The following is a 22,899-nucleotide window of genomic DNA, read 5'->3' as shown; positions in this document are numbered from 1 at the left end:
GCAATCCGCGAAGGTGGCCGTACCGTCGGCGCCGGTGTCGTCGCCAAGATCATCGAGTAAAATCGCTGGTTTGCCGCAGTCACATGCGGCACGCAGTAGAAGTTGATGTACCAGGGACCGGGCCGCGGCGCCCGCCGCGATCCGGTCCTGCGCTCTTTATCCAGTCTGGCGGAGCAAGTCCGCCTCGCTCTTTTCAAGGAATTGTCATGCAGAACCAAAAGATCCGTATTCGCCTGAAGGCTTTCGACTATCGCCTGATCGACCAGTCGGCTGCTGAAATCGTCGACACGGCGAAGCGGACGGGTGCAATCGTTCGTGGCCCGGTGCCGCTGCCGACGCGCATCCAGCGTTTCGACATCCTGCGTTCGCCGCACGTCAACAAGACCTCGCGCGATCAGCTCGAAATCCGCACCCATCTGCGCCTGATGGACATCGTCGACCCGACGGACAAGACCGTCGACGCGCTGATGAAGCTGGACCTGCCGGCTGGTGTGGACGTCGAAATCAAGCTGCAGTAAGGGCCTCAAGCGCTGTCCGGTTAGCCTGATAGCGCTAAGTCTTTGATTGCTTGCGGAAAACGAGAGAGGACGTTATACTTGACGTCTTTTCGCGCATCTGCGCAAAAAATCGGTGTGTCCCTTTCAGGCCTTTACCCTGAGAAACGCGCCGGTACTTTGTAAATTAGCCCCGACCAATCGCAGTCGGGAATGGAGAAAACGATGAGCCTTGGACTCGTAGGTCGCAAGGTTGGCATGACTCGTATCTTCACGGCCGATGGGGACTCGATTCCCGTTACCGTGCTGGACGTGTCCGACAACCGCGTGACGCAGATCAAGACTGTTGAAACCGACGGCTACACGGCCGTTCAGGTTGCGTTCGGTACGCGCCGCGCATCGCGCGTGACGAAGCCGCTCGCAGGTCATCTCGCCAAAGCTGGCGTTCAAGCCGGTGAAATCCTCAAGGAATTCCAGATCGACGCCGCCAAGGCTGCCGAACTGTCCGCTGGCGCTGTGATCGGTGTAGAACTCTTCGAAGAAGGCCAGAAGATCGACGTGCAAGGCACCTCGATCGGTAAGGGCTACGCCGGTACCATCAAGCGTTACAACTTCGCATCGGGTCGTGCTTCGCACGGTAACTCGCGCTCGCACAACGTGCCGGGCTCGATCGGTATGGCGCAGGATCCGGGCCGCGTGTTTCCGGGTAAGCGCATGACCGGTCACATGGGTGACGAAACCGTGACGGTGCAGAACCTCGAAATCGCCCGTATCGACGCAGAGCGCAAGCTGCTGCTCGTGAAGGGTGCTGTCCCGGGTGCAAAGGGCGGCAAGGTTTTCGTGACGCCGGCCGTCAAGGCCCGCGCCAAGAAAGGAGCGCAATAATGGAACTGAAGCTCCTGAACGCTAATGGTCAGGAAGGCGCAGCAGTTAACGCGTCGGACGTCGTGTTCGGCCGTGACTACAACGAAGCGCTGATTCACCAGATCGTTGTCGCCTACCAGGCGAACGCGCGCAGCGGTAACCGCGCGCAGAAGGACCGCGAGCAAGTCAAGCACACCACCAAGAAGCCGTGGCGTCAGAAGGGTACGGGCCGCGCTCGTGCCGGTATGTCGTCGAGCCCGCTGTGGCGTGGCGGTGGTCGCATCTTCCCGAATTCGCCGGAAGAAAACTTCTCGCACAAGGTCAACAAGAAGATGCATCGCGCAGGCCTCTGCTCGATCTTCTCGCAGCTGGCCCGCGAAGGCCGCATCTCGGTTGTCGAAGAGCTCTCGCTCGAAGCGCCGAAGACGAAGCTGCTGGCCGAAAAGTTCAAGGCCATGGGTCTCGAATCCGTGCTGGTCATCACCGACACGGTCGACGAGAACCTGTTCCTGGCGTCGCGCAACCTGCCCCACGTGGCGGTCGTTGAGCCGCGCTTTGCCGACCCGCTCTCGCTGATCTACTTCAAGAAGATCCTGATCACGAAGGCAGCGGTCGCCCAGATCGAGGAGTTGCTGTCATGAGCGAGATTCGCAAGAACGATCATCGTTTGATGCAGGTCCTGCTCGCGCCGGTGATCTCCGAAAAGGCGACGCTGGTGGCGGAGAAGAACGAGCAAGTCGTCTTCGAAGTCGCGCCGGACGCGAACAAGCAGGAAGTCAAGGCTGCTGTCGAGCTGCTGTTCAAGGTGGAAGTCGAGTCCGTCAATGTGCTGGTCCAGAAGGGTAAAGCCAAGCGCTTTGGCCGCTTCAACGGCAAGCGCAAGGACGTGAAGAAGGCGTATGTCTGCCTGAAGCCCGGCCAGGAAATCAACTTTGAAGCGGAGGCCAAGTAATCATGGCAATCGTGAAAGTTAAGCCGACCTCGCCGGGTCGCCGCGCGATGGTGAAGATCGTCAACAAGGATCTGCATAAGGGCGCGCCGTACGCACCGCTGCTCGAAAAGCAATCCGTGAAGGCGGGCCGTAACAACAACGGTCATATCACGACGCGTCACCAGGGTGGTGGTCACAAGCAGCATTACCGTGTGATCGATTTCCGTCGTACGAAGGACGGCATCCCCGCGAAGGTGGAGCGTCTCGAGTATGACCCGAACCGTAGCGCGAACATCGCGCTGGTTCTGTACGCAGACGGCGAGCGCCGCTACATCATCGCGCCGAAGGGCGTGACGGTTGGCACGCCGCTGATGTCGGGCTCGGAAGCGCCGATCAAGGCGGGCAACACCCTGCCGATCCGCAACATTCCGGTCGGTACGACGATCCACTGCATCGAGATGCTGCCGGGCAAGGGCGCGCAGATCGCGCGTTCGGCTGGCACGTCGGCCATGCTGCTGGCCCGTGAAGGCGTCTACGCGCAGGTTCGTCTGCGTTCGGGCGAAATCCGCCGCGTGCACGTCGAGTGCCGCGCGACGATCGGTGAAGTCGGCAACGAAGAGCACAGCCTCCGTCAAATCGGTAAGGCTGGCGCGAACCGCTGGCGCGGTATCCGCCCGACGGTGCGTGGCGTTGCAATGAACCCGGTCGACCACCCGCACGGTGGTGGCGAAGGCAAGACTGCGGCTGGTCGCGACCCGGTGAGCCCGTGGGGCACGCCGACGAAGGGCTATCGCACCCGCAGCAACAAGCGCACGACGAGCATGATCGTCCAGCGCCGTCACAAGCGTTAAGGAGTAGGCAATGGCACGTTCTATTAAGAAAGGTCCGTTCTGCGACGCCCATTTGCTGAAGAAGGTTGAGGCGGCTGCAGCAACGCGCGACAAGAAACCGATCAAGACCTGGTCGCGTCGTTCGACGATCCTGCCGGACTTCATCGGCCTGACGATCGCCGTTCATAACGGCCGTCAACACGTTCCCGTGTATGTCACGGAAAACATGGTCGGCCACAAGCTTGGCGAGTTCGCACTGACCCGGACGTTCAAGGGTCACGCGGCCGACAAGAAGGCCAAGAAATAAGGGGCAATCAAGATGGAAGTGAAGGCAATTCATCGCGGTGCCCGCATCTCGGCGCAGAAAACGCGCCTTGTGGCTGACCAGATCCGCGGTCTGCCGGTCGACAAGGCGCTGAACGTTCTGACGTTCTCGCCGAAGAAAGCGGCTGGCATCGTGAAAAAGGTTGTGCTCTCGGCGATCGCAAACGCGGAACACAACGAAGGCGCCGACATCGACGAGCTCAAGATCAAGAGCATCTACGTCGACAAGGCGGCTTCGCTGAAGCGTTTCACCGCGCGCGCCAAGGGCCGCGGCAACCGCATCGAGAAGCAATCCTGTCACATCACTGTGACGGTCGGGAATTAAGGAGCCATACGATGGGACAGAAAATTCATCCGACTGGCTTCCGTTTGGCCGTCAGCCGCAATTGGGCTTCGCGCTGGTACGCGAACAACAACAATTTCGCGGCGATGTTGAAGGAAGACATCGGTGTTCGTGAATACCTGAAGAAGAAGCTGAAGAACGCTTCGGTGGGCCGTGTTGTGATCGAGCGTCCGGCAAAGAACGCTCGCATCACGATTTACAGCTCGCGCCCGGGTGTGGTGATCGGCAAGAAGGGCGAGGACATCGAACTCCTCAAGGCCGAGCTCCAGAAGCGCATGGGCGTTCCGGTTCACGTGAACATCGAAGAAATCCGCAAGCCGGAAACCGACGCGCAGCTGATCGCCGACTCGATCACGCAGCAGCTCGAGCGCCGCATCATGTTCCGTCGCGCAATGAAGCGCGCGATGCAGAACGCGATGCGTCTGGGTGCCCAGGGCATCAAGATCATGAGCGCCGGCCGTCTGAACGGTATCGAAATCGCACGTACCGAGTGGTACCGCGAAGGTCGAGTGCCGCTTCACACGCTGCGTGCTGACATCGACTACGCAACCTCGGAAGCGAAGACGACGTACGGCATCATCGGCGTGAAGGTTTGGGTCTACAAGGGCGACACGCTCGGCCGCAACGACGCACCGGTGGTGGAAGAAGTCGCCGAAGAAAAGCGTCCGCGCCGCAACGCGCGCCCGGGCGATCGTCGTCCGCGCCGTGATGGCGAAGGCGCACCGGGTGCCCGTCGTGGCGCACCGCGCCGTGGCGCCGGTGGTGACGGCAAGAGTGGAGAATAACGATGCTGCAACCGAAACGCAGGAAGTATCGCAAAGAGCAGAAGGGTCGTAACACCGGCGTCGCAACGCGCGGCAACGCAGTTTCGTTCGGTGAATACGGTCTGAAGGCTATCGGTCGTGGTCGCCTGACCGCGCGTCAGATTGAAGCGGCGCGTCGTGCAATGACGCGTCACATCAAGCGTGGCGGCCGCATCTGGATCCGTATCTTCCCGGACAAGCCGATCTCGCAAAAGCCGGCGGAAGTGCGTATGGGTAACGGTAAGGGTAACCCTGAGTACTACGTCGCAGAGATTCAACCGGGCAAGATGCTGTATGAAATGGATGGTGTGTCCGAAGAACTGGCCCGTGAAGCCTTCCGTCTGGCTGCAGCCAAGCTGCCGCTGAAGACGGTCTTCATGGTTCGCCAGCTCGGCGCCTAAGGAGTTAATGATGAAGGCATCTGAACTTCTTCAGAAAGACAAGGCCGCGCTCGATCAGGAGCTGTCGGACCTCTTGAAGGCGCAATTCGGCCTGCGCATGCAACTCGCGACCCAGCAGCTCACGAACACGAGCCAGCTGAAGAAGGTTCGTCGCGACATCGCACGTGTGCGGACCGTCCTGACTCAAAAGGCGAACCAGAAATGAACGAAAGCGTGAAAACCTCGCTTAAGCGGACGCTGGTCGGCAAGGTCGTCAGCAACAAGATGGACAAGACGGTCACCGTTCTGGTCGAGCGCCGCGTCAAGCACCCGATCTACGGCAAGTACGTTGTGCAGTCGAAGAAGTACCACGCGCACGACGAGTCGAACACGTACAACGAGGGCGACCTCGTGGAAATCCAGGAAACCCGTCCGATCTCGAAGACGAAGGCCTGGACCGTGTCGAAGCTGATCGAAGCAGCACGCATCATCTAAAAAGTGATGCAACATCCCGGGGAGCCTCTCTCCGGGATGCAGAAGTAGTTGAAATCGCTAAAGATTTCGCTTGCGAGACCAAGATTATCGAGTTATAGTCTTGGTCTTCCCTCTTTATGGGCTCGTTGTTGGCAAAGCAATGGGCAAAAGTAGTGAGGGAAGTGGTTCGGGCGCCAGCCCGGATCTGCAAGATTCACCGGAATGCGATGGCCGGTTTCGTTTGCCGTCGCTGCTGTTCTAACCCAAGCAGCTGAGCGGTCGTTCTAGTGGCGGCGCGGCTGACGGGACCAAGACTGACCGGATGTGCCATGGTGGCGCGACCGGATTAAGTTGGGAAAGATAAACCATGATCCAGACCGAAACTCGGCTTGAAGTAGCCGACAACACGGGTGCGCGTGAAGTCATGTGCATCAAGGTGCTCGGCGGCTCGAAGCGTCGTTATGCCAGCATTGGCGACATCATCAAGGTGAGCGTCAAGGAAGCAACGCCGCGCGGGCGCGTAAAGAAGGGCGAAATCTACAACGCTGTTGTGGTTCGCACCGCCAAGGGCGTGCGCCGTCAAGACGGCTCGCTGATCAAGTTCGATGGCAACGCCGCCGTGCTTTTGAATACCAAGCTTGAGCCGATCGGCACCCGCATTTTCGGGCCGGTTACGCGTGAGCTGCGTAGCGAACGATTCATGAAGATCGTTTCGCTGGCGCCGGAAGTGCTGTAAGGAGTCGCGATGAACAAGATTCGCAAGGGTGACGAAGTCATCGTCGTCACTGGCAAAGACAAGGGCAAGCGCGGTGTCGTGGTGGCCATCGGTGAAGAGCGCGTCACGGTCGAAGGCATCAACATCGCTAAAAAGCATGTGAAGCCGAACCCCATGAAGGGGACGACGGGTGGCGTGGAAGCCAAGGCAATGCCGCTGGCTATCTCGAACGTCGCACTGGTCGACGCGAACGGCAAGCCGTCGCGCGTGGGCATCAAGGTCGAAGGGGACAAGAAGGTTCGTTTCCTGAAGACGACCGGTGCTGTCCTGAGCGCCTGACGCTGCGGAGTAAAAAATGGCACGTTTGCAAGAATTTTATAAAGAGAAGGTCGTTCCTGGCCTGATCGAGAAGTTCGGTTACAAGTCGGTCATGGAAGTGCCGCGCCTCACCAAGATCACCCTGAACATGGGTGTCGGTGAAGCCGTCGCTGACAAGAAGGTCCTCGAGCACGCCGTTGGCGACCTCACGAAGATCGCCGGCCAGAAGCCTGTCGTGACGAAGTCGCGTAAGGCAATCGCCGGTTTCAAGATCCGCGAAGGTTATCCGATCGGCACGATGGTCACGCTGCGTGGTCATGCCATGTACGAATTCCTCGACCGTTTCGTGACGGTTGCGCTGCCTCGCGTGCGCGACTTCCGCGGTGTGTCGGGCAAGGCGTTCGACGGCCGTGGTAACTACAACATCGGTGTGAAAGAGCAGATCATTTTCCCCGAAATCGACTACGACAAGATCGACGCGCTGCGTGGGCTGAACATCAGCATCACGACGACCGCGAAGACCGACGAAGAAGCAAAGGCACTGCTCGCCGGCTTCAAGTTCCCGTTCAGAAACTGAGGTTACCGTGGCTAAACTGGCACTGATCGAACGTGAAAAGAAGCGCGCTCGTCTGGCAGCGAAATTTGCGCCGAAGCGCGCAGAGCTGAAGGCGATCATCGACGACCAAAGCAAGTCGGAAGAAGAGCGTTACGCAGCTCGCCTCGAACTGCAACAACTGCCGCGCAACTCGAACCCGACCCGCAAGCGTAACCGCTGCGCGATCACGGGTCGTCCGCGTGGCACGTTCCGCAAATTCGGTCTCGCACGTAACAAGATTCGTGAAATCGCGTTCCGTGGTGAGATCCCTGGCATCACCAAGGCGAGCTGGTAATAGGAGAAACATAAATGAGCATGAGTGATCCTATCGCCGATATGCTGACTCGCATCCGCAATGCGCAGATGGTCGAGAAGGTTTCGGTTGCTATGCCCTCGTCGAAAGTGAAGATTGCCATTGCGCAGGTTCTGAAGGACGAAGGTTATATCGACGACTTCGCGGTGAAGACCGAAGGTGCGAAGTCGGAATTGAACATCGCGTTGAAGTACTACGCTGGCCGTCCCGTTATCGAGCGCATCGAACGCGTCTCGAAGCCGGGTCTGCGCGTGTACCGTGGCCGCAACGACATCCCGCAGGTCATGAATGGCCTGGGCGTTGCGATCGTGTCGACGCCGAAGGGTGTGATGACGGACCGCAAGGCGCGCGCTACTGGCGTCGGCGGCGAAGTTATCTGCTACGTCGCTTAACGCCGAAGGAGAAGAAACATGTCTCGAGTAGGTAAGAGCCCGATCGCGCTGCAAGGCGCAGAAGCGACGCTCAGCGACGAGAAGATTACCGTCAAGGGCCCGCTGGGTACGATTTCGCAAGCTGCGAACCGCCTCGTGAAGGTGGTGAACGACAACGGTACGCTCAAGTTCGAGCCGACCGATGAAAGCCGCGAAGCCAATGCGATGTCGGGCACGATGCGCGCGATTGTCGCGAACATGGTGCAAGGCGTGACGAAGGGTTTCGAGCGCAAGCTGACGCTGGTTGGCGTCGGTTACCGTGCTCAAGCGCAAGGCGACAAGCTGAACCTGTCGCTGGGTTTCTCGCACCCCGTGGTGCACCAGATGCCCGAAGGCGTCAAGGCTGAAACCCCGTCGCAAACGGAAATCGTGATCAAGGGGATCGACAAGCAAAAAGTTGGCCAAACCGCTGCCGAAGTGCGCGGTTATCGCCCGCCTGAGCCCTATAAGGGCAAGGGTGTGCGTTACGCCAACGAGGTTGTGATCCTCAAAGAAACGAAGAAGAAGTAAGGGTGCGCAATCATGGATAAGACTCAATCTCGCCTGCGCCGCGCTCGTCAGACGCGTCTCAAGATCGCTGAGCTGCAGGTCGCGCGTCTGGCCGTGCATCGCACGAACACGCACATCTATGCGCAAGTGTTCTCGCCCTGCGGCACCAAGGTGCTGGCCAGCGCGTCGACGCTTGAAGCCGAAGTGCGTGCGCAACTGGCTGACCAGTCGGGCAAGGGCGGCAACGTCGCCGCTGCCTCGCTGATCGGCAAGCGTATTGCAGAAAAGGCTAAGGCCGCCGGCATCGAATCCGTCGCCTTTGACCGCTCGGGTTTCCGCTATCACGGCCGCGTCAAGGCGCTGGCTGATGCTGCGCGCGAAGCCGGGCTCAAGTTCTAAGGAAGGAATTCGTCATGGCAAAGATGCAAGCGAAAGTTCAGGCTGACGAACGCGACGACGGCCTTCGCGAAAAAATGATTTCGGTCAATCGCGTGACCAAGGTCGTGAAGGGTGGCCGTATTCTCGGCTTCGCCGCACTGACCGTGGTCGGCGATGGTGATGGCCGCGTCGGTATGGGCAAGGGCAAGTCGAAGGAAGTGCCCGTTGCTGTCCAGAAGGCGATGGAACAAGCTCGCCGCAACATGTTCAAGGTGCCCCTGAAGAACGGCACCCTGCAACACGAAGTGCACGGCAAGCACGGCGCATCGGTCGTCCTCCTCGCTCCGGCGAAGGCAGGTACGGGCGTGATCGCCGGCGGCCCGATGCGCGCAGTGTTCGACGTGATGGGCGTGCAGAACGTCGTGGCCAAGAGCCACGGTTCGACGAACCCGTACAACCTCGTTCGTGCCACGCTGGACGGCCTGCGCAAGCAGTCGACCCCGGCTGACATCGCAGCGAAGCGCGGCAAGTCCGTCGAAGACATTCTGGGCTAAGGGTGGGCACCATGTCTGAAAAAACTGTCAAGGTTCAGCTCGTCAAGAGCCTGATTGGGACCCGCGAAACGCACCGTGCCACCGTGCGCGGTCTTGGCCTGCGCCGCCTGAACTCGGTCTCCGAGCTGCAGGACACGCCGGCTGTGCGCGGCATGATCAACAAGGTCTCGTACCTCGTCAAGGTCATCGGTTAACGCGCTCGCGGACCAAAAGACTCCAGGAGTTTGAAATGGAATTGAATAACCTGAAGCCGGCAGAAGGCGCGAAGCACGCAAAGCGTCGCGTCGGTCGCGGCATCGGCTCCGGCCTCGGCAAGACCGCTGGCCGTGGTCACAAGGGTCAGAAATCGCGTTCGGGCGGCTTCCACAAGGTCGGCTTCGAAGGCGGTCAAATGCCGCTGCAGCGCCGTCTGCCGAAGCGCGGCTTCACCTCGCTGACGAAGGAATTCGTGGGTGAAGTGCGCCTCGCCGACATCGAGAAGCTGCCGGTCGACGAAATCGATCTGCTCGCTCTCAAGCAGGCAGGCCTCGTTGGCGAAATGACCAGAAGCGCGAAGATCATCGCCACCGGCGAAATCAAGCGCAAGGTCGTGGTCAAGGGCCTGGGTGCGACGAAGAATGCGCGTGCTGCGATCGAAGCAGCAGGCGGTTCTTTTGCCGAGTGATTGTGAGTGGTGCGTGCGGGCTTGCCCGCCGTCACTAACATCTGCATCGGAGAAGCTACTTGGCTAACAGCCCGAGTCTCGCAAAAACCGGTCGCAGCGCTCCGAAGTTCGGCGACCTGCGCCGGCGTGCAATGTTCTTGCTGCTGGCGCTGGTCGTTTATCGTATCGGTGCGCATATTCCGGTTCCCGGTATCGATCCGGATCAACTGGCGAAGCTCTTCCAGAGCCAGTCGGGCGGCATCCTTGGCATGTTCAACATGTTCTCGGGTGGCGCACTGTCTCGCTTCACGATCTTCGCGCTGGGTGTGATGCCGTATATCTCGGCGTCGATCATCTTGCAGCTGATGGCGATCGTCTCGCCGCAGCTCGAGGCGCTGAAGAAGGAAGGGCAGGCTGGACAACGCAAGATCACGCAGTACACGCGGGTCTTCACGGTGGTGCTGGCAACCTTTCAGGCTTTCGGCATCGCGGTCGCGCTGGAAAACCAGCCTGGCCTCGTGATCGATCCGGGCATGGTGTTCCGCCTGACGACGGTCGTGACGCTGGTGACTGGCACGATGTTCCTGATGTGGCTCGGTGAGCAAATCACGGAACGCGGGCTTGGCAACGGCATTTCGATCATCATCTTCGGCGGGATCGCAGCGGGTTTCCCGAACGCGATCGGTGGTCTCTTTGAACTGGTTCGCACCGGCTCGATGGGCCCCGTCTCGGCGATCATCATCGTGGCGTTGATCGCGGCCGTGACGTATCTGGTGGTGTTCATCGAACGCGGCCAGCGCAAGATCCTCGTGAACTATGCGAAGCGTCAGGTTGGCAACAAGATTTACGGTGGGCAGTCGTCGCACCTGCCGCTCAAGCTGAACATGTCGGGCGTGATTCCGCCGATCTTTGCATCGTCGATCATCTTGTTCCCGGCAACCATCCTGAACTGGTTCAGTTCGGGATCGCGATCCGGCTGGTTCGCAGACACGCTGCACAATGTGGCCGAAGCCCTCAAGCCCGGCCAGCCTGTGTACGTGTTGCTGTACGCGTTGGCGATCGTCTTTTTCTGCTTCTTCTACACCGCTCTGGTGTTCAACAGCAGGGAAACGGCCGACAACCTGAAAAAGAGCGGCGCGTTCGTACCTGGCATCCGCCCGGGCGATCAGACGGCTCGCTATATCGACCGCATCCTCACGCGTCTGACGCTGGCCGGTGCGATCTATATCGTGTTCGTCTGCCTGCTGCCCGAGTTTCTGGTGCTGCGCTGGAATGTGCCGTTTTATTTTGGTGGAACGTCGCTGCTGATCATTGTCGTCGTCACAATGGACTTCATGGCGCAGGTGCAGTCGTACGTGATGTCGCAACAATATGAATCGCTGCTCAAGAAGGCTAACTTCAAGGGCGGCGGAGTCCCGATGCGGTAAGAACATATGGCCAAAGACGATGTAATCCAGATGCAGGGTGAGGTCATCGAAAACCTCCCCAACGCGACCTTCCGGGTGAAGCTGGAAAACGGCCATGTCGTTCTGGGGCATATTTCCGGAAAAATGCGGATGCACTACATCCGCATTCTCCCGGGCGACAAGGTGACGGTTGAGTTGACGCCTTACGATCTGTCGCGTGCGCGGATCGTGTTCCGGGCGAAGTGATTTAGAAAAAGGGTAATATCATGAAAGTGATGGCATCGGTAAAGCGCATTTGCCGCAACTGCAAAATCATCAAGCGCAACGGCGTCGTTCGCGTGATCTGCAGCTCGGACCCGCGCCACAAGCAGCGTCAAGGCTGATTAGCGCGCTTGCGCTTTTTGTTTGAGGAAAAACAATGGCTCGTATTGCAGGGGTTAACATCCCGAACCACCAGCACACTGAAATCGGCCTGACGGCAATTTTCGGTGTTGGCCGCACGCGTTCGCGCAACATCTGCGTTGCCGCGGGTGTGCCGTTTGACAAGAAGGTCAAGGACCTGAACGACGCGGATCTCGAAAAGCTGCGTGAGGAAGTGGGCAAGTTTGTCGTCGAAGGCGATCTGCGCCGTGAAGTGACGATGAACATCAAGCGCCTGATGGACCTCGGCTGCTACCGCGGCGTGCGCCATCGCAAGGGCCTGCCCCTGCGTGGCCAGCGTACGCGCACCAACGCACGTACGCGCAAGGGTCCGCGCCGCGCAGCACAGTCGCTGAAGAAGTAAGCGGAACTGACAGTTACAGGAAAACGTAATGGCTAAGGCTTCGAACAACTCCGCGGCGCAACGCGTTCGCAAGAAGGTCAAGAAGAACGTCGCCGAGGGCGTGGTTCACGTTCACGCGTCGTTCAACAACACCATCATCACGATCACCGACCGTCAAGGCAACGCGCTTGCCTGGGCAACCTCGGGCGGTCAGGGCTTCAAGGGTTCGCGCAAGTCGACTCCTTTCGCAGCTCAGGTCGCAGCCGAGTCGGCTGGCCGTGTCGCGATGGAATACGGCGTCAAGAACCTCGAAGTGCGTATCAAGGGCCCCGGTCCTGGCCGCGAATCGGCGGTGCGCGCGCTGCATGGTCTTGGCATCAAGATCACCGCGATCTCCGACGTGACGCCGGTCCCGCATAACGGCTGCCGTCCGCCGAAGCGCCGCCGTATCTAAGGCGTCGCTTTAGCCGATCGCCTGAGCCGCCGGAAACGGCGACCCAGGCTCTCGGCGTTATTGAATTGACTAAGCCCACCGTTCGGTCCAAAGGGCCGGACTAGCGTGAAACCGCGGGTTTTCCCACTCAGGTTTCGCGTGATCAATTATCGAAGGAAAGCAACGTGGCACGTTATATCGGCCCGAAGGCCAAGCTGTCCCGCCGTGAAGGCACCGACCTCTTCCTGAAGAGCGCACGCCGCTCGCTCGCCGACAAGTGCAAGCTCGACAGCAAGCCGGGTCAGCACGGCCGCACCTCGGGCGCCCGCACGTCCGACTACGGCACGCAGCTTCGCGAAAAGCAAAAAGTGAAGCGCATCTACGGCGTGCTCGAGCGCCAGTTCCGCCGCTACTTCGCGGAAGCGGACCGTCTCAAGGGCAACACCGGCGAAAACCTGCTGCAACTGCTCGAATCGCGTCTCGACAACGTCGTGTACCGCATGGGCTTCGCATCGACCCGCGCTGAAGCGCGTCAGCTCGTGAGCCACAAGGCTCTCACGCTGAACGGCGTCGTTGCGAACATCCCGTCGATGCAAGTGAAGGCAGGCGACATCGTCGCCATTCGCGAAAAGGCGAAGAAGCAGGCGCGTATCGTCGAAGCGCTGTCGCTGGCTGAGCAAGGCGGCATGCCGGGTTGGGTCGCGGTCGATGCGAAGAAGTTCGAAGGCACGTTCAAGGGCATGCCGGAGCGCAGCGACATCGCTGGCGACATCAACGAAAGCCTGATCGTCGAATTGTATTCGCGTTAATCGGATTGACGGCCGGGGTAGCCTCTGTGCTTCGCGCAGGAGGTGGCCTCGGCTGTTTTTTTCAGGTTGTTGCCATTCTCAGCCTTATCGGTGTAACGAGCCGAGGGTATTGAAAAGGAAAACCTATGCAAACCAGTTTGTTGAAACCCAAGATCATCGCTGTGGAATCGCTCGGCGAGAACCACGCGAAAGTGGTCATGGAGCCGTTCGAACGCGGTTATGGCCACACCTTGGGTAACGCGCTTCGGCGTGTGCTGCTGTCGTCGATGGTGGGCTATGCGCCGACCGAAGTGACGATCGCAGGCGTCGTGCACGAATACTCGACGCTCGATGGTGTGCAAGAGGACGTGGTCAACCTGCTGCTGAACCTGAAGGGCGTGGTGTTCAAGCTGCATAACCGTGACGAAGTGACGGTTACGCTGCGCAAGGAAGGCGAAGGCGTTGTCACCGCTGGCGACATCGAGCTCTCGCACGACTGCGAAGTCATCAACCCGGAACACGTGGTTGCGCATCTGACGAAGGGCGGCAAGCTCGACGTGCAGATCAAGATCGAGAAGGGCCGCGGCTATGTGCCGGGCAACGTGCGCCGCTACGGCGACGAGTCGGCCAAGATCATCGGCCGCATCGTGCTGGACGCGTCGTTCTCGCCGGTTCGCCGCGTGAGCTACGCCGTCGAAAGCGCGCGTGTCGAGCAGCGTACCGACCTCGACAAGCTCGTGATGAACATCGAAACCAACGGCGTGATCTCGCCTGAGGAAGCGATCCGCCAGTCGGCGCGCATCCTCGTGGATCAGCTGTCGGTGTTCGCTGCTCTGGAAGGCACGGAAACGGCCGCGGAAGCGCCGTCGCGCGCACCGCAGATCGACCCGATCCTGCTGCGTCCGGTGGACGATCTCGAACTCACGGTTCGCTCGGCGAACTGCCTGAAGGCCGAGAACATCTACTACATCGGCGACCTCATCCAGCGCACCGAGAACGAGCTGCTCAAGACCCCGAACCTGGGTCGCAAGTCGCTCAACGAGATCAAGGAAGTGCTCGCTTCGCGCGGTCTCACGCTCGGCATGAAGCTCGAAAACTGGCCGCCGGCTGGTCTCGACAAGTAAGTAATGTGGCACGGACGCGGATTTTCCTTTAGAATCCGCGTCTTGCCGTTTTTTCTGTACCGGCCCGTGCTTTGACGGGGGTGTCAAACCCGACAAGGCGATAGAAGAGCTGGACCAAAACTTTGTTTCAAGGAAATTGAAATGCGTCACCGTCATGGTCTGCGGAAACTGAACCGCACGAGCAGCCACCGTCTGGCAATGCTCCGTAACATGTCCAACTCGCTGATCGAGCACGAAGTCATCAAGACCACGCTGCCGAAGGCGAAGGAACTCCGTAAGGTTGTCGAGCCCCTCATCACGCTGGGCAAGAAGCCGTCGCTCGCAAACCGTCGTCTGGCGTTCAACCGCCTGCGCGATCGTGACTCGGTCACGAAGCTGTTCGACGTGCTCGGTCCGCGCTTCGCGAACCGTCCGGGCGGCTACCTGCGTATCCTGAAGTTCGGTTTCCGTGTTGGCGACAACGCACCGATGGCTCTGGTCGAACTGCTCGACCGTCCGGAAGTCGCGGAAGAGAACGTCCAGGAAGCGGAATAAGCTTTCAGTCGCTCAGCGCAGTTTCGATTGCCGACTGAGCGGCGCGCAAAAAAGCCAGGCCTAGCCTGGCTTTTTTGTTTTTTGCGCGGATTAAAGCGGCCTTCATGTGCGTTTGCTGTCTGCCGCCGCTACGCACGCCGATGGCGCATGAACGAAGTCAATCGATGCCGGTGGTACGATAACGTTCTGCCTCAGGCGCCCCTGGCTCTCGCGCCGCGGGTGCGGGGCGCCATGCCGGAGTTCGTCATGACCCTCAATGTGACCCTGATGCTGACCACGGTGCCCGACGAGGACGCCGCCGAGAAGCTGTCGTCGACTGCGCTCGAGGCGCACCTCGCAGCCTGCGTGACGCGCATGGGTCCCGTCCATTCGCAGTACCACTGGCAGGGCAGGATCGAGTCCGGCGACGAGGTCCAGCTACTTTTCAAGACGAGCCTCGCGCGCGCGGCCGAGCTCGAACAGTTCATCCAGACCCAGCATCCTTATGAGACGCCCGAGATACTCTCGTGGCAGGTCACGGCGTCGAACGCCTACGGCCAATGGGTCATTGCCGAGACACAGCGCCCCATTCATGTCTAACCGCTTCGATCGGCGCCTGCGCGCCGCGCCGTACACGTCGTTTCTGGCTTTCCTCGCATTCGTAGGCTGCCTGCTGCCGCTGCTGTTCGGTGCGGCGTCCGCCCGTGCCGACGACGATTTCCTGCCGCCCGACCAGGCCTTCACATTCAGCGCCAGTGAAGAGCCTGGCGTCGTCGACGTCCATTTCAAGATCGCCGATGGCTATTACATGTATCGCGAGCGCTTTGCATTCGCGACGCGCAATGGCACGGCCACGCTCGGCGACGCGCAGATCCCGCCTGGGCACGTGAAATTCGATACTACGTTCAACAAGAACGTCGAAACCTACCGCAAAGAACTGACGATCCGTGTGCCGGTGAAGCAGGCCAGCGGCGCGTTCGATCTTGCGGTGACTTCGCAAGGATGCGCCGACGCGGGTATCTGCTATCCACCGGCCGAGCATGTCTACCATGTGAGCGGCGCGGCGCTGCAGGCTGTCGTGGGCGGGCAGAGCGCGGCGCCAGCGGCAGGCGGCAATGGCGCTCAGATCGCTTCGATTGCGTCTTCGGTGCCTGCGGATGATGCGCGGCAGCCGTGGTACGAACGCGCGACGAGCGCGGACTACGCGCAATCGCTGCTGCAAGGCGGCGGCTTCTTCGCCGTGGTCGGCCTGTATTTCCTCGCGGGGATCGTGCTGAGCCTGCTGCCCTGTTCGTATCCGATGATTCCGATTCTGTCGGCCATCATCGTGGGCGAGGGCGCACAGGTCACGCGCGCGCGTGGCTTCGTGCTGTCGCTCGTCTATGTGCTCGGCATGGCGCTTGTCTACACCGTGCTTGGGATTGCTGCCGCGCTGGTCGGGCAGAGTCTCGGTGCGTGGCTGCAGAACCCGTGGGTGCTCGGTGCGTTCGCCGTGCTGCTCACCGCCTTCGCCCTGATGCTGATCGCCGGCTACGACATCGCGCTGCCGCAGCGTTGGCAAGACGGCGCGTCTCGCACCTCGCAGGGCCGCTCGGGCGGCAAGTTCGTGGCCGTCGCCGTGATGGGCGCGCTGTCCGCACTGGTGGTGGGCGCCTGCATGACGGCGCCGCTGTTCGCCGTGCTCGCATTCATCGCGCACACGGGCAACGCCGTCCTCGGCGGCGCGGCGCTTTTTGCGATGGGCATCGGGCTGGGCGTGCCGCTCATGATCATCGGGTTCGGCGCCGGCACGCTGCTGCCGCGCGCGGGCACCTGGATGGACGGCGTGAAGGTATTCTTCGGCGTCGTGCTGCTTGCGGCTGCGTTGTGGATCGTGTGGCCCGTGCTGGGTGCGAGCGCGCAAATGCTGCTGGCTGCGCTCTGGCTTCTGCTCGCCGCCGCCGCGCTCGGGCTCTTTACGCCGAATGCGGGCGCGCCCAACGTCTGGCGCCGTCTCGGTCGCGGCGTGGGCGCGGCGTTCGCGATCTGGGCCGCGACGCTCATCGTCGGCCTTTCGGCGGGCTCGACCGATCCGCTGCGTCCGCTCGGCGTGCTGGCCGCGCGGGTGGGCGGCGCTGGCAACGGCGCAACGCAGGCTGCCGCCGCCGAAGCCGATGCACTGAGCTTCGCGCCGGTGCGTTCGTCGGCGCAACTCGATGCGGCGCTCAAGGCGGCGGGCAAGCCTTCGATGCTCGACTTCTACGCCGACTGGTGCGTGAGCTGCAAGGAGATGGAGAAGTTCACGTTCAGCGACCCGCGCGTGCAGGCGCGCCTCGAACAGCTCGGGCTCCTGCGCGCCGACGTGACGGCCAACAGCCCCGACGACCAGGCGCTGCTCAAACGCTTCGGCCTGTTCGGGCCGCCTGGCATCATCTTCTTCGATGCGAGCGGCCAGGAAGTATTGCGCGTGGTGGGCTACGAGAACGCGGACAAATTCCTCGCCCGGCTCGACCGTGTGGCGGCGCAGGCACCGTCTGCGTCGGCGGCTCCGGCACGCTCCAAGCTTTCGATCCTCACCGGGAAATCGTAAGTACGCCGCAGGGTCTCGCACGCTACGTTGCGTAGCCGCTGCACAAACAGAAAAGGCACGTCGCAATGACGTGCCTTTTTCGCATGGGCCTCGCGCAAAGCGCTGCGCCACCTACTTCTGTGCGCGCAGCAGTCGGGCGGCGTCGAGCGCGAAGTAAGTGAGGATGCCGTCCGCGCCCGCGCGCTTGAACGCGAGCAGCGACTCCATCATCACCTTGTCGTGGTCGAGCCAGCCGTTTTGCGCGGCGGCCTTGAGCATCGCGTATTCGCCGCTCACCTGGTACACGTAGGTCGGGAAGCGGAATTCGTCCTTCACGCGGCGCACGATGTCGAGATACGGCATGCCGGGCTTGACCATCACCATGTCGGCGCCTTCCTCGATGTCGAGGCGCACTTCGCGCAGCGCCTCATCCGAGTTCGACGGGTCCATCTGGTAGGTCATCTTGTTGCCCTTGCCCAGATTCGACGCCGAGCCCACGGCGTCGCGGAACGGCCCGTAGAACGCCGACGCATATTTGGCCGAGTAGGCCATGATCTTCGTGTGGATGTGGTTCTCGCTCTCGAGCATCTCGCGGATCGCGCCGATACGGCCGTCCATCATGTCCGAAGGCGCGACGATGTCGACGCCCGCTTCGGCTTGCGTGCGCGCCTGCGCGACGAGGATCTCGACCGTCTCATCGTTGATGACGTAGCCGTTTTCGTCGATCACGCCGTCCTGGCCGTGGCTCGTGTACGGGTCGAGCGCGACGTCGCACAGCACGCCCAGATCGGGGAAACGCTGCTTGAGCTCGCGCACGGCGCACGGAATCGTGCCGTCGGGGTTGGTTGCCTCGATGCCGTCGGGCGTCTTCAATGCCGGATCGACGGCGGGGAAGAGCGAGAGCACCGGAATGCCCAGCTCGACGCACTGCTCGGCGACGCCCATGAGCAGATCGATCGAGACGCGCTCGACGCCGGGCATCGACGGCACGGCTTCGCGCACGTTGCTGCCCGCGACCACGAACACGGGATAGATCAGGTCATTGGTGGTCAGGAGGTTTTCGCGCATCAGGCGGCGCGAGAAGTCGTCGCGGCGCATGCGGCGCGGACGATGATGCGGATAGAAGCTCATGTCGGGAGATATCTTGAAACGGAGCGCGCCCAGGTGCGCAGGAAACTTTTCAGGACAATGGTATATCATACCGATCGAGCGAGGCGCCTGGCGCCAGACTCCCCGCTTCTCCTCCCTGAGCGGGTGCCTGTCGTTTTTCGATAAGGCTGTTTGACCCGCCGGCATGTACGGCGGGTTTTTTTATGTGCGGCCGAAATGTGTCATGCGCACGCCCAGGGGACGCACGTGGCGTCGTGCGTCCCGATATGTGGGTCGGGCGCATTGGTGTGCAGAAAGTCGCAGGAGAGCTATTGACGGCGAAGAGCGCAAATGTGCGGTTTCGGCGGTGTAATCACCTGATTGCACGGCGCTTGCGGCAGGCGCGGCCGCCCCGGGTTTCGTCTTACGGCTTGGGTGCTGCGGCTTGAGTGGCGCCCAATTTGGCCTCGGGCACAATCCAGCTTTCGATGACCTCGTGCGCTTCGTCGAGCCCCACGCGCTTGAGTGCCGAAAAGAGCTGTGCGCTCAGCTTCCCCTCATAGCCTTCCTTGCGGTATTCGTCGAAGGCCTTGTTCGTCGTTCGCAGCGCCAGGACGCTTTCTTGTCGCGTCAATTTGTCGCATTTCGTGAGGAGTGCGTGGATCGGCTTACCGGTCGACGCGAACCACTCGATCATGCGTCGGTCCAGCTCGGTGAGCGGACGGCGCGCGTCCATCATCAGCACGAGGCCGGCGAGCTGCGCACGCGTTTGCAGATAGAGCGAGAGCAATTGCTCCCAATGCGCCTTCGCGGCTTCCGGCACTTCGGCATAGCCGTAGCCCGGCAAGTCGACCAGATAGCCCGCGGGATCGTCGGCGTTGCCCACCGAAAAATAATTGATGTGCTGCGTGCGGCCCGGTGTCTTCGACGCGAAGGCGAGACGCTTCTGGTTGCACAGCAGGTTGATCGCCGTGGATTTGCCTGCGTTGGAGCGCCCGGCGAACGCGACTTCGGGCCGCGCGGTGGCGGGCAGGTCGCGCAAATGGTTCACTGTCGTGAAGAAACGGGCTTGATGCAGCAGCAACGCCATGGATAGGACCACAATATGAAAAAAGCGAGGCGGCGGGTCCGCCAGGCCCGGGGGAGCCGGGAAGGATCTGGAGATATCGGGGAGAGGCCCGACTGGCGCCTTGGCGCCTTGCGCGCTATTGTACAATGCGATGGTTTACTGAATACCGGCGAGGCCAGCGCGGGGCTTTCGAGGTAGATCGGTCGCTGTCGTATTTGCAGAACCTGATTCCCACAAGACGAAACAAGGTGCGCGAATGAATCGACTGGGCAAGTCCTTCAAGTTACTCCAATTTGCGATAGTTGCGACAACGGCAGGTCTTGCAGCAGGCGTTTCGATGATGGCGATGGCAGCCGAGCCGGCCCCGGCCAAGCCCGATCTCGCCCGTGGGCAGGCCATTGCGGGGCAAGTGTGCGCCGCCTGTCATGGCGCCGACGGCAACAGCAGCGGCGGCGCCTATCCCAAACTTGCTGGCCAGCACGCCGAATATCTCGTCAAACAGCTCAAGGATTTCAAGCCACAGCCCGGTGGCAAGCCCCCTGCGCGTAATAATCCAATTATGGTTGGCTTTGCCAGCGCGCTTTCCGATCAGGATATGATCAACGTCGCGGCCTGGTTCGAGTCGCAGACGCCCAAGCCCGGCTTTGCGCACGACGCGCAGACCGTGCCGATCGGCCAGAAGATCTGGCGCGCCGGCATCGCCGATAAGGGCGTGCCCGCGTGTGCCGCGTGTCACGGACCGACGGGGCAGGGCATCCCGATCCAGTACCCGCGTCTTTCGGGCCAATGGTCGGAATATATCGTCGCGCAACTGCAGGCGTTCCAGCAGCGCACGCGCAACAACAACGAGCCGATGCACGAGATCTCGCACCGTCTCTCGGACGACGAGATCAAGGCTGTTGCCGACTACGCGGCCGGTCTGCATTGAATCGATACCGGCCTGGCGTCGAGCGGTCGAAGAACAAGAAAAGGGTGTGGGCGCCGCGTCGATGCGGCGGTCCTGCACCCTTTTTTTCTGTAGTGCGCAGCTGAAAAGTGCAATGAGAAGCGGAGTTTGAATGAGCGTCACCACGCAGGGTTTGCAGTTGAATATCCGCCAGAGGGCGGTCAGGAGTGCCGTCGAGCTGCTCAGTTCGATGCGCTTTGCCATCGCGCTGCTCGTGGTGCTGTCCATTGCGAGCATCATCGGCACGGTGCTCACGCAGGACGACCCCTACCCTAACTACGTCAACCAGTTCGGCCCGTTCTGGGCTGACATCTTCCGTTCGCTGAGCCTCTACACGGTCTACAGCGCCTGGTGGTTCATGACCATCCTCGGCTTTCTCGTGGTGTCGATCTCGCTGTGCGTGATCCGCAACGCGCCGAAGATGATCGCGGACATGAAGAGCTGGAAGGACAAGGTTCGCGAAGGCAGCCTGCGTGCGTTCCATCACAAGGGCGAGTTCGCGCTCGAAGGCGCCACGCGCGGCGAGACGGCTGCCACGCTCGGCAAGCTCGCGCAGCGCCTCGGCTACAAGTTCGTCACCCGCGAGAGCGAGGGCGCGACGCTCATCGCCGCCAAGCGCGGTGCGCTCACGAAGATCGGCTATATCTTCGCGCACGTTGCCATCGTGGTGATCTGCGTCGGCGGCCTGCTCGACAGCAATCTGCCGATCAAATTCCAGATGTGGCTCTTCAACAAGACGCCCATCCAGAGCAACGCCGTCATCAACGACATCGCGCCCGAGCATCGCCTCTCGACCTCGAACCCGACCTTCCGCGGCTACGCGTGGGTGCCCGAGGGCCAGTATGTTTCGACGGCCATCCTGAACCAGCCCAACGGCTCGCTCATCCAGGACCTGCCGTTCTCGATCCAGCTCAACAAGTTCATTGTCGATTACTACTCGACCGGCATGCCCAAGCTCTTCGCGAGCGACATCGTCGTGATCGATCACAAGACGGGCCAGCGCATTCCGGCGCGTATCGAGGTGAACGAGCCGTTCGAGTACGACGGCGTGTCGATCTATCAGTCGAGTTTCCAGGACGGCGGCTCGCAGATGCAGATGACCGCCTGGCCCATGGCCGGCGCGAACGCAAAGAGCTTCCCGTTCGGCGGCACGATCGGCAATTCGGCGCCGCTGAAGCTGCCCGTGGGCGAGAGCGTGCCGGGCGTGGACGGCCAGACCATCGAATTCGCCGACTTCCGCGCGATCAACGTCGAGAACGTCTCGAACGGCAGCGGCCAGAACGACGTGCGCGGCGTCGCGCATCAGACCCTCAAGGAAGCGTTCGACGAGCGCCTCGGCTCGGGCGCGAAGAGCTCGAAGCCGCTCGACCTGCATAACGTCGGGCCGTCGGTGCAGTACAAGGTGCGCGACAAGGATGGCCAGGCGCGCGAGTACAACAACTACATGCTGCCCGTCGACGTGGGCGGCGCGCGCATCTTCCTCGCGGGCATGCGCGAGAACCCCGACGAGCCGTTCCGCTACCTGCGCATCCCCGCCGACAGCGGTGGCACGATGAAGGAGTGGATGCTGCTGCGCGCCGCATTCGAGGATCCGGCGCTGCGCGCACAAGCCGCGCACCGCTTCGCCGTACGCTCGGTCCCCGATTCGAACCACGAATTGCAGCAGCATCTGGAAGACAGCGCGCTGCGTGTATTGACCCTTTTCGCGGGCGGCGACCCTTCGACGCAAGGCGCGCCCAAAGCGCAGACGGGCGGCTTCCAGGCGGTGGCGGCATTCATCGACAAATCCGTGCCCAAGGATCAGCAGGAAAAGGCCGCGGGGCTCCTGTTGCGCATGCTCGAAGGCGCGACGTGGGATCTCTGGCAGCTCGCGCGCACGCAGGTGGGCGAGCCCATGCTCACGCCCGATGCGCAGTCGGCTCGCTTCGTGCAGGACTCGATCAACGCGGTTTCGGACAGCTTCCTGTACGGATCGCCTGTCTATCTACAGCTTGATTCATTCAAGCAGGTGCAAGCTTCGGTATTTCAGTTGACGCGCGCGCCAGGCAAGAAAGTCGTGTATCTTGGCAGCCTGTTGCTCGTGCTCGGGATCTTCTCGATGTTCTACGTGCGCGAGCGGCGTCTGTGGTTCTGGCTGAAGGACCGGAGCGAGGCCAGCGGCAAGGGCGTCGACGTCATCATGGCGATGTCGACCGCGCGCCGCACCCTCGACTTCGAGAAAGAGTTTGCCCGTACCCGCGAAGCGGTCTCCCGTGCCTTGGGCGCGAAACCCAAGACCGGCGCAGGCGACGGCGGGACGGACCGTACCCCTTGATCCACGCGCCATTCAAACGATTGACGC

The 22,899-nt window shown here is 61.2% G+C and carries 35 protein-coding genes; 33 read left to right on the top strand and 2 right to left on the bottom strand.

Going from position 1 to position 22,899, the window contains the following annotated elements; all coding sequences use genetic code 11:
* The first annotated feature begins 206 nt into the window (after nt 1–206).
* From rpsJ to dsbD, 31 genes are all read left to right on the top strand, one after another.
* Nucleotides 207–518 (top strand): 30S ribosomal protein S10, encoded by a 312-nt coding sequence (gene rpsJ / locus EYW47_RS30415; protein WP_017777154.1) that lies wholly within the window; start codon nt 207–209, stop codon nt 516–518.
* Nucleotides 519–719: 201 nt separating this feature from the next.
* Nucleotides 720–1,379 (top strand): 50S ribosomal protein L3, encoded by a 660-nt coding sequence (rplC, locus tag EYW47_RS30410; RefSeq protein ID WP_028222628.1) that lies wholly within the window; start codon nt 720–722, stop codon nt 1,377–1,379.
* The gene (rplD, locus tag EYW47_RS30405; RefSeq protein WP_028222627.1) at nt 1,379–1,999 is read left to right on the top strand and encodes a 50S ribosomal protein L4; all 621 of its coding nucleotides are present in this window, start codon (nt 1,379–1,381) and stop codon (nt 1,997–1,999) included. Before rplC ends, rplD begins: the two co-directional genes overlap by 1 nt.
* A complete protein-coding gene (rplW, locus tag EYW47_RS30400; protein ID WP_028206513.1) occupies nt 1,996–2,310 on the top strand; it encodes a 50S ribosomal protein L23 in 315 nt (104 codons plus the stop codon). Before rplD ends, rplW begins: the two co-directional genes overlap by 4 nt.
* Before the next feature lie 2 nt (nt 2,311–2,312).
* Nucleotides 2,313–3,140 carry a 50S ribosomal protein L2 gene (rplB, locus tag EYW47_RS30395; RefSeq protein WP_133198515.1) on the top strand — a complete coding sequence of 276 codons (828 nt, stop codon included), beginning with the start codon at nt 2,313–2,315 and terminating at the stop codon, nt 3,138–3,140.
* Nucleotides 3,141–3,150: 10 nt separating this feature from the next.
* A complete protein-coding gene (gene rpsS, locus EYW47_RS30390; RefSeq protein WP_027797286.1) occupies nt 3,151–3,426 on the top strand; it encodes a 30S ribosomal protein S19 in 276 nt (91 codons plus the stop codon).
* A gap of 12 nt (nt 3,427–3,438) precedes the next feature.
* Nucleotides 3,439–3,768, top strand: a complete 330-nt coding sequence (gene rplV, locus EYW47_RS30385; RefSeq protein ID WP_004199272.1) for a 50S ribosomal protein L22 — start codon at nt 3,439–3,441, stop codon at nt 3,766–3,768.
* An 11-nt stretch (nt 3,769–3,779) separates the two neighbouring features.
* Complete coding sequence (gene rpsC / locus EYW47_RS30380) at nt 3,780–4,571, top strand: 30S ribosomal protein S3 (RefSeq protein WP_027797287.1); 792 nt, start codon at nt 3,780–3,782, stop codon at nt 4,569–4,571.
* A gap of 2 nt (nt 4,572–4,573) precedes the next feature.
* Nucleotides 4,574–4,990 carry a 50S ribosomal protein L16 gene (rplP, locus tag EYW47_RS30375; RefSeq protein WP_027797288.1) on the top strand — a complete coding sequence of 139 codons (417 nt, stop codon included), beginning with the start codon at nt 4,574–4,576 and terminating at the stop codon, nt 4,988–4,990.
* A 10-nt stretch (nt 4,991–5,000) separates the two neighbouring features.
* Nucleotides 5,001–5,195 carry a 50S ribosomal protein L29 gene (rpmC, locus tag EYW47_RS30370; protein WP_027819350.1) on the top strand — a complete coding sequence of 65 codons (195 nt, stop codon included), beginning with the start codon at nt 5,001–5,003 and terminating at the stop codon, nt 5,193–5,195.
* The gene (rpsQ, locus tag EYW47_RS30365; RefSeq protein ID WP_133198514.1) at nt 5,192–5,464 is read left to right on the top strand and encodes a 30S ribosomal protein S17; all 273 of its coding nucleotides are present in this window, start codon (nt 5,192–5,194) and stop codon (nt 5,462–5,464) included. The genes rpmC and rpsQ overlap by 4 nt, the downstream gene beginning before the upstream one ends.
* A gap of 346 nt (nt 5,465–5,810) precedes the next feature.
* Nucleotides 5,811–6,179, top strand: coding sequence for a 50S ribosomal protein L14 (rplN, locus tag EYW47_RS30360; protein ID WP_028213345.1), 369 nt, complete (start codon nt 5,811–5,813; stop codon nt 6,177–6,179).
* Nucleotides 6,180–6,188: 9 nt separating this feature from the next.
* Nucleotides 6,189–6,497: a 50S ribosomal protein L24 gene (gene rplX / locus EYW47_RS30355; protein ID WP_027819348.1), complete on the top strand. Its 309-nt coding sequence runs from the start codon at nt 6,189–6,191 to the stop codon at nt 6,495–6,497.
* Between the two features lie 16 nt (nt 6,498–6,513).
* Nucleotides 6,514–7,053, top strand: a complete 540-nt coding sequence (gene rplE, locus EYW47_RS30350) for a 50S ribosomal protein L5 (protein ID WP_133198513.1) — start codon at nt 6,514–6,516, stop codon at nt 7,051–7,053.
* Nucleotides 7,054–7,060: 7 nt separating this feature from the next.
* Nucleotides 7,061–7,366, top strand: coding sequence for a 30S ribosomal protein S14 (gene rpsN, locus EYW47_RS30345; RefSeq protein ID WP_027819346.1), 306 nt, complete (start codon nt 7,061–7,063; stop codon nt 7,364–7,366).
* 14 nt (nt 7,367–7,380) lie between these two features.
* Nucleotides 7,381–7,776: a 30S ribosomal protein S8 gene (rpsH, locus tag EYW47_RS30340; protein WP_027819345.1), complete on the top strand. Its 396-nt coding sequence runs from the start codon at nt 7,381–7,383 to the stop codon at nt 7,774–7,776.
* A gap of 18 nt (nt 7,777–7,794) precedes the next feature.
* A complete protein-coding gene (rplF, locus tag EYW47_RS30335; protein WP_133198512.1) occupies nt 7,795–8,325 on the top strand; it encodes a 50S ribosomal protein L6 in 531 nt (176 codons plus the stop codon).
* A gap of 12 nt (nt 8,326–8,337) precedes the next feature.
* On the top strand, nt 8,338–8,703 hold the full coding sequence (gene rplR / locus EYW47_RS30330) for a 50S ribosomal protein L18 (RefSeq protein WP_027819343.1): 366 nt from the start codon (nt 8,338–8,340) through the stop codon (nt 8,701–8,703).
* Between the two features lie 14 nt (nt 8,704–8,717).
* Nucleotides 8,718–9,236, top strand: coding sequence for a 30S ribosomal protein S5 (gene rpsE / locus EYW47_RS30325; protein ID WP_028206522.1), 519 nt, complete (start codon nt 8,718–8,720; stop codon nt 9,234–9,236).
* An 11-nt stretch (nt 9,237–9,247) separates the two neighbouring features.
* Nucleotides 9,248–9,430, top strand: coding sequence for a 50S ribosomal protein L30 (rpmD, locus tag EYW47_RS30320; protein ID WP_010106952.1), 183 nt, complete (start codon nt 9,248–9,250; stop codon nt 9,428–9,430).
* 35 nt (nt 9,431–9,465) lie between these two features.
* Nucleotides 9,466–9,900, top strand: a complete 435-nt coding sequence (gene rplO, locus EYW47_RS30315) for a 50S ribosomal protein L15 (protein WP_028222618.1) — start codon at nt 9,466–9,468, stop codon at nt 9,898–9,900.
* A 59-nt stretch (nt 9,901–9,959) separates the two neighbouring features.
* On the top strand, nt 9,960–11,306 hold the full coding sequence (gene secY, locus EYW47_RS30310; RefSeq protein WP_028222617.1) for a preprotein translocase subunit SecY: 1,347 nt from the start codon (nt 9,960–9,962) through the stop codon (nt 11,304–11,306).
* Between the two features lie 6 nt (nt 11,307–11,312).
* Entirely contained in the window at nt 11,313–11,531 is a 219-nt protein-coding gene (gene infA, locus EYW47_RS30305) for a translation initiation factor IF-1 (protein WP_004521905.1), read from the top strand.
* A 20-nt stretch (nt 11,532–11,551) separates the two neighbouring features.
* On the top strand, nt 11,552–11,668 hold the full coding sequence (gene rpmJ / locus EYW47_RS30300) for a 50S ribosomal protein L36 (RefSeq protein ID WP_027819338.1): 117 nt from the start codon (nt 11,552–11,554) through the stop codon (nt 11,666–11,668).
* Between the two features lie 35 nt (nt 11,669–11,703).
* Nucleotides 11,704–12,069: a 30S ribosomal protein S13 gene (gene rpsM / locus EYW47_RS30295; protein WP_027797301.1), complete on the top strand. Its 366-nt coding sequence runs from the start codon at nt 11,704–11,706 to the stop codon at nt 12,067–12,069.
* Between the two features lie 28 nt (nt 12,070–12,097).
* Nucleotides 12,098–12,502 carry a 30S ribosomal protein S11 gene (gene rpsK, locus EYW47_RS30290; RefSeq protein ID WP_006052224.1) on the top strand — a complete coding sequence of 135 codons (405 nt, stop codon included), beginning with the start codon at nt 12,098–12,100 and terminating at the stop codon, nt 12,500–12,502.
* Nucleotides 12,503–12,666: 164 nt separating this feature from the next.
* Nucleotides 12,667–13,290 (top strand): 30S ribosomal protein S4, encoded by a 624-nt coding sequence (rpsD, locus tag EYW47_RS30285; protein WP_028213336.1) that lies wholly within the window; start codon nt 12,667–12,669, stop codon nt 13,288–13,290.
* A gap of 125 nt (nt 13,291–13,415) precedes the next feature.
* Nucleotides 13,416–14,393 (top strand): DNA-directed RNA polymerase subunit alpha, encoded by a 978-nt coding sequence (locus EYW47_RS30280; RefSeq protein WP_028222614.1) that lies wholly within the window; start codon nt 13,416–13,418, stop codon nt 14,391–14,393.
* A gap of 141 nt (nt 14,394–14,534) precedes the next feature.
* Nucleotides 14,535–14,927 carry a 50S ribosomal protein L17 gene (gene rplQ, locus EYW47_RS30275; protein WP_027797304.1) on the top strand — a complete coding sequence of 131 codons (393 nt, stop codon included), beginning with the start codon at nt 14,535–14,537 and terminating at the stop codon, nt 14,925–14,927.
* Between the two features lie 246 nt (nt 14,928–15,173).
* Nucleotides 15,174–15,506: a divalent-cation tolerance protein CutA gene (cutA, locus tag EYW47_RS30270; protein ID WP_133198511.1), complete on the top strand. Its 333-nt coding sequence runs from the start codon at nt 15,174–15,176 to the stop codon at nt 15,504–15,506.
* A complete protein-coding gene (dsbD, locus tag EYW47_RS30265) occupies nt 15,499–17,475 on the top strand; it encodes a protein-disulfide reductase DsbD (protein WP_133198510.1) in 1,977 nt (658 codons plus the stop codon). The genes cutA and dsbD overlap by 8 nt, the downstream gene beginning before the upstream one ends.
* Nucleotides 17,476–17,586: 111 nt before the next feature.
* On the opposite strand, the gene hemB is transcribed toward dsbD, so the two are convergent.
* Together hemB and yihA are read right to left on the bottom strand one after the other, a co-directional pair.
* Nucleotides 17,587–18,585, bottom strand: coding sequence for a porphobilinogen synthase (gene hemB, locus EYW47_RS30260; protein WP_133198509.1), 999 nt, complete (start codon nt 18,583–18,585; stop codon nt 17,587–17,589).
* A gap of 382 nt (nt 18,586–18,967) precedes the next feature.
* On the bottom strand, nt 18,968–19,633 hold the full coding sequence (yihA, locus tag EYW47_RS30255) for a ribosome biogenesis GTP-binding protein YihA/YsxC (RefSeq protein WP_133198508.1): 666 nt from the start codon (nt 19,631–19,633) through the stop codon (nt 18,968–18,970).
* Nucleotides 19,634–19,868: 235 nt separating this feature from the next.
* Between yihA and EYW47_RS30250 the strand changes: the two genes are divergently transcribed.
* Together EYW47_RS30250 and EYW47_RS30245 are read left to right on the top strand one after the other, a co-directional pair.
* A complete protein-coding gene (locus tag EYW47_RS30250) occupies nt 19,869–20,540 on the top strand; it encodes a c-type cytochrome (RefSeq protein ID WP_133198507.1) in 672 nt (223 codons plus the stop codon).
* A 130-nt stretch (nt 20,541–20,670) separates the two neighbouring features.
* The gene (locus EYW47_RS30245; protein WP_133198506.1) at nt 20,671–22,872 is read left to right on the top strand and encodes a cytochrome c biogenesis protein ResB; all 2,202 of its coding nucleotides are present in this window, start codon (nt 20,671–20,673) and stop codon (nt 22,870–22,872) included.
* The last annotated feature ends 27 nt before the right edge of the window (nt 22,873–22,899 follow it).

Source organism: Paraburkholderia silviterrae (assembly GCF_004353915.1).
Classification (GTDB): Bacteria; Pseudomonadota; Gammaproteobacteria; order Burkholderiales; family Burkholderiaceae; genus Paraburkholderia; species Paraburkholderia silviterrae.
Note: the sequence above shows the minus strand (reverse complement) of the source record. Positions and strands in the feature narration are given on the sequence as shown.

Coding starts and splice junctions, on each gene's coding strand:
- rpsJ (WP_017777154.1), top strand. CDS start 207: ATGCAGAACCAAAAGATCCGTATTCGCCTGAAGGCTTTCGACTATCGC.
- rplC (WP_028222628.1), top strand. CDS start 720: ATGAGCCTTGGACTCGTAGGTCGCAAGGTTGGCATGACTCGTATCTTC.
- rplD (WP_028222627.1), top strand. CDS start 1,379: ATGGAACTGAAGCTCCTGAACGCTAATGGTCAGGAAGGCGCAGCAGTT.
- rplW (WP_028206513.1), top strand. CDS start 1,996: ATGAGCGAGATTCGCAAGAACGATCATCGTTTGATGCAGGTCCTGCTC.
- rplB (WP_133198515.1), top strand. CDS start 2,313: ATGGCAATCGTGAAAGTTAAGCCGACCTCGCCGGGTCGCCGCGCGATG.
- rpsS (WP_027797286.1), top strand. CDS start 3,151: ATGGCACGTTCTATTAAGAAAGGTCCGTTCTGCGACGCCCATTTGCTG.
- rplV (WP_004199272.1), top strand. CDS start 3,439: ATGGAAGTGAAGGCAATTCATCGCGGTGCCCGCATCTCGGCGCAGAAA.
- rpsC (WP_027797287.1), top strand. CDS start 3,780: ATGGGACAGAAAATTCATCCGACTGGCTTCCGTTTGGCCGTCAGCCGC.
- rplP (WP_027797288.1), top strand. CDS start 4,574: ATGCTGCAACCGAAACGCAGGAAGTATCGCAAAGAGCAGAAGGGTCGT.
- rpmC (WP_027819350.1), top strand. CDS start 5,001: ATGAAGGCATCTGAACTTCTTCAGAAAGACAAGGCCGCGCTCGATCAG.
- rpsQ (WP_133198514.1), top strand. CDS start 5,192: ATGAACGAAAGCGTGAAAACCTCGCTTAAGCGGACGCTGGTCGGCAAG.
- rplN (WP_028213345.1), top strand. CDS start 5,811: ATGATCCAGACCGAAACTCGGCTTGAAGTAGCCGACAACACGGGTGCG.
- rplX (WP_027819348.1), top strand. CDS start 6,189: ATGAACAAGATTCGCAAGGGTGACGAAGTCATCGTCGTCACTGGCAAA.
- rplE (WP_133198513.1), top strand. CDS start 6,514: ATGGCACGTTTGCAAGAATTTTATAAAGAGAAGGTCGTTCCTGGCCTG.
- rpsH (WP_027819345.1), top strand. CDS start 7,381: ATGAGCATGAGTGATCCTATCGCCGATATGCTGACTCGCATCCGCAAT.
- rplF (WP_133198512.1), top strand. CDS start 7,795: ATGTCTCGAGTAGGTAAGAGCCCGATCGCGCTGCAAGGCGCAGAAGCG.
- rplR (WP_027819343.1), top strand. CDS start 8,338: ATGGATAAGACTCAATCTCGCCTGCGCCGCGCTCGTCAGACGCGTCTC.
- rpsE (WP_028206522.1), top strand. CDS start 8,718: ATGGCAAAGATGCAAGCGAAAGTTCAGGCTGACGAACGCGACGACGGC.
- rpmD (WP_010106952.1), top strand. CDS start 9,248: ATGTCTGAAAAAACTGTCAAGGTTCAGCTCGTCAAGAGCCTGATTGGG.
- rplO (WP_028222618.1), top strand. CDS start 9,466: ATGGAATTGAATAACCTGAAGCCGGCAGAAGGCGCGAAGCACGCAAAG.
- infA (WP_004521905.1), top strand. CDS start 11,313: ATGGCCAAAGACGATGTAATCCAGATGCAGGGTGAGGTCATCGAAAAC.
- rpmJ (WP_027819338.1), top strand. CDS start 11,552: ATGAAAGTGATGGCATCGGTAAAGCGCATTTGCCGCAACTGCAAAATC.
- rpsM (WP_027797301.1), top strand. CDS start 11,704: ATGGCTCGTATTGCAGGGGTTAACATCCCGAACCACCAGCACACTGAA.
- rpsK (WP_006052224.1), top strand. CDS start 12,098: ATGGCTAAGGCTTCGAACAACTCCGCGGCGCAACGCGTTCGCAAGAAG.
- EYW47_RS30280 (WP_028222614.1), top strand. CDS start 13,416: ATGCAAACCAGTTTGTTGAAACCCAAGATCATCGCTGTGGAATCGCTC.
- rplQ (WP_027797304.1), top strand. CDS start 14,535: ATGCGTCACCGTCATGGTCTGCGGAAACTGAACCGCACGAGCAGCCAC.
- cutA (WP_133198511.1), top strand. CDS start 15,174: ATGACCCTCAATGTGACCCTGATGCTGACCACGGTGCCCGACGAGGAC.
- dsbD (WP_133198510.1), top strand. CDS start 15,499: ATGTCTAACCGCTTCGATCGGCGCCTGCGCGCCGCGCCGTACACGTCG.
- hemB (WP_133198509.1), bottom strand. CDS start 18,585: ATGAGCTTCTATCCGCATCATCGTCCGCGCCGCATGCGCCGCGACGAC.
- yihA (WP_133198508.1), bottom strand. CDS start 19,633: ATGGCGTTGCTGCTGCATCAAGCCCGTTTCTTCACGACAGTGAACCAT.
- EYW47_RS30250 (WP_133198507.1), top strand. CDS start 19,869: ATGAATCGACTGGGCAAGTCCTTCAAGTTACTCCAATTTGCGATAGTT.
- EYW47_RS30245 (WP_133198506.1), top strand. CDS start 20,671: ATGAGCGTCACCACGCAGGGTTTGCAGTTGAATATCCGCCAGAGGGCG.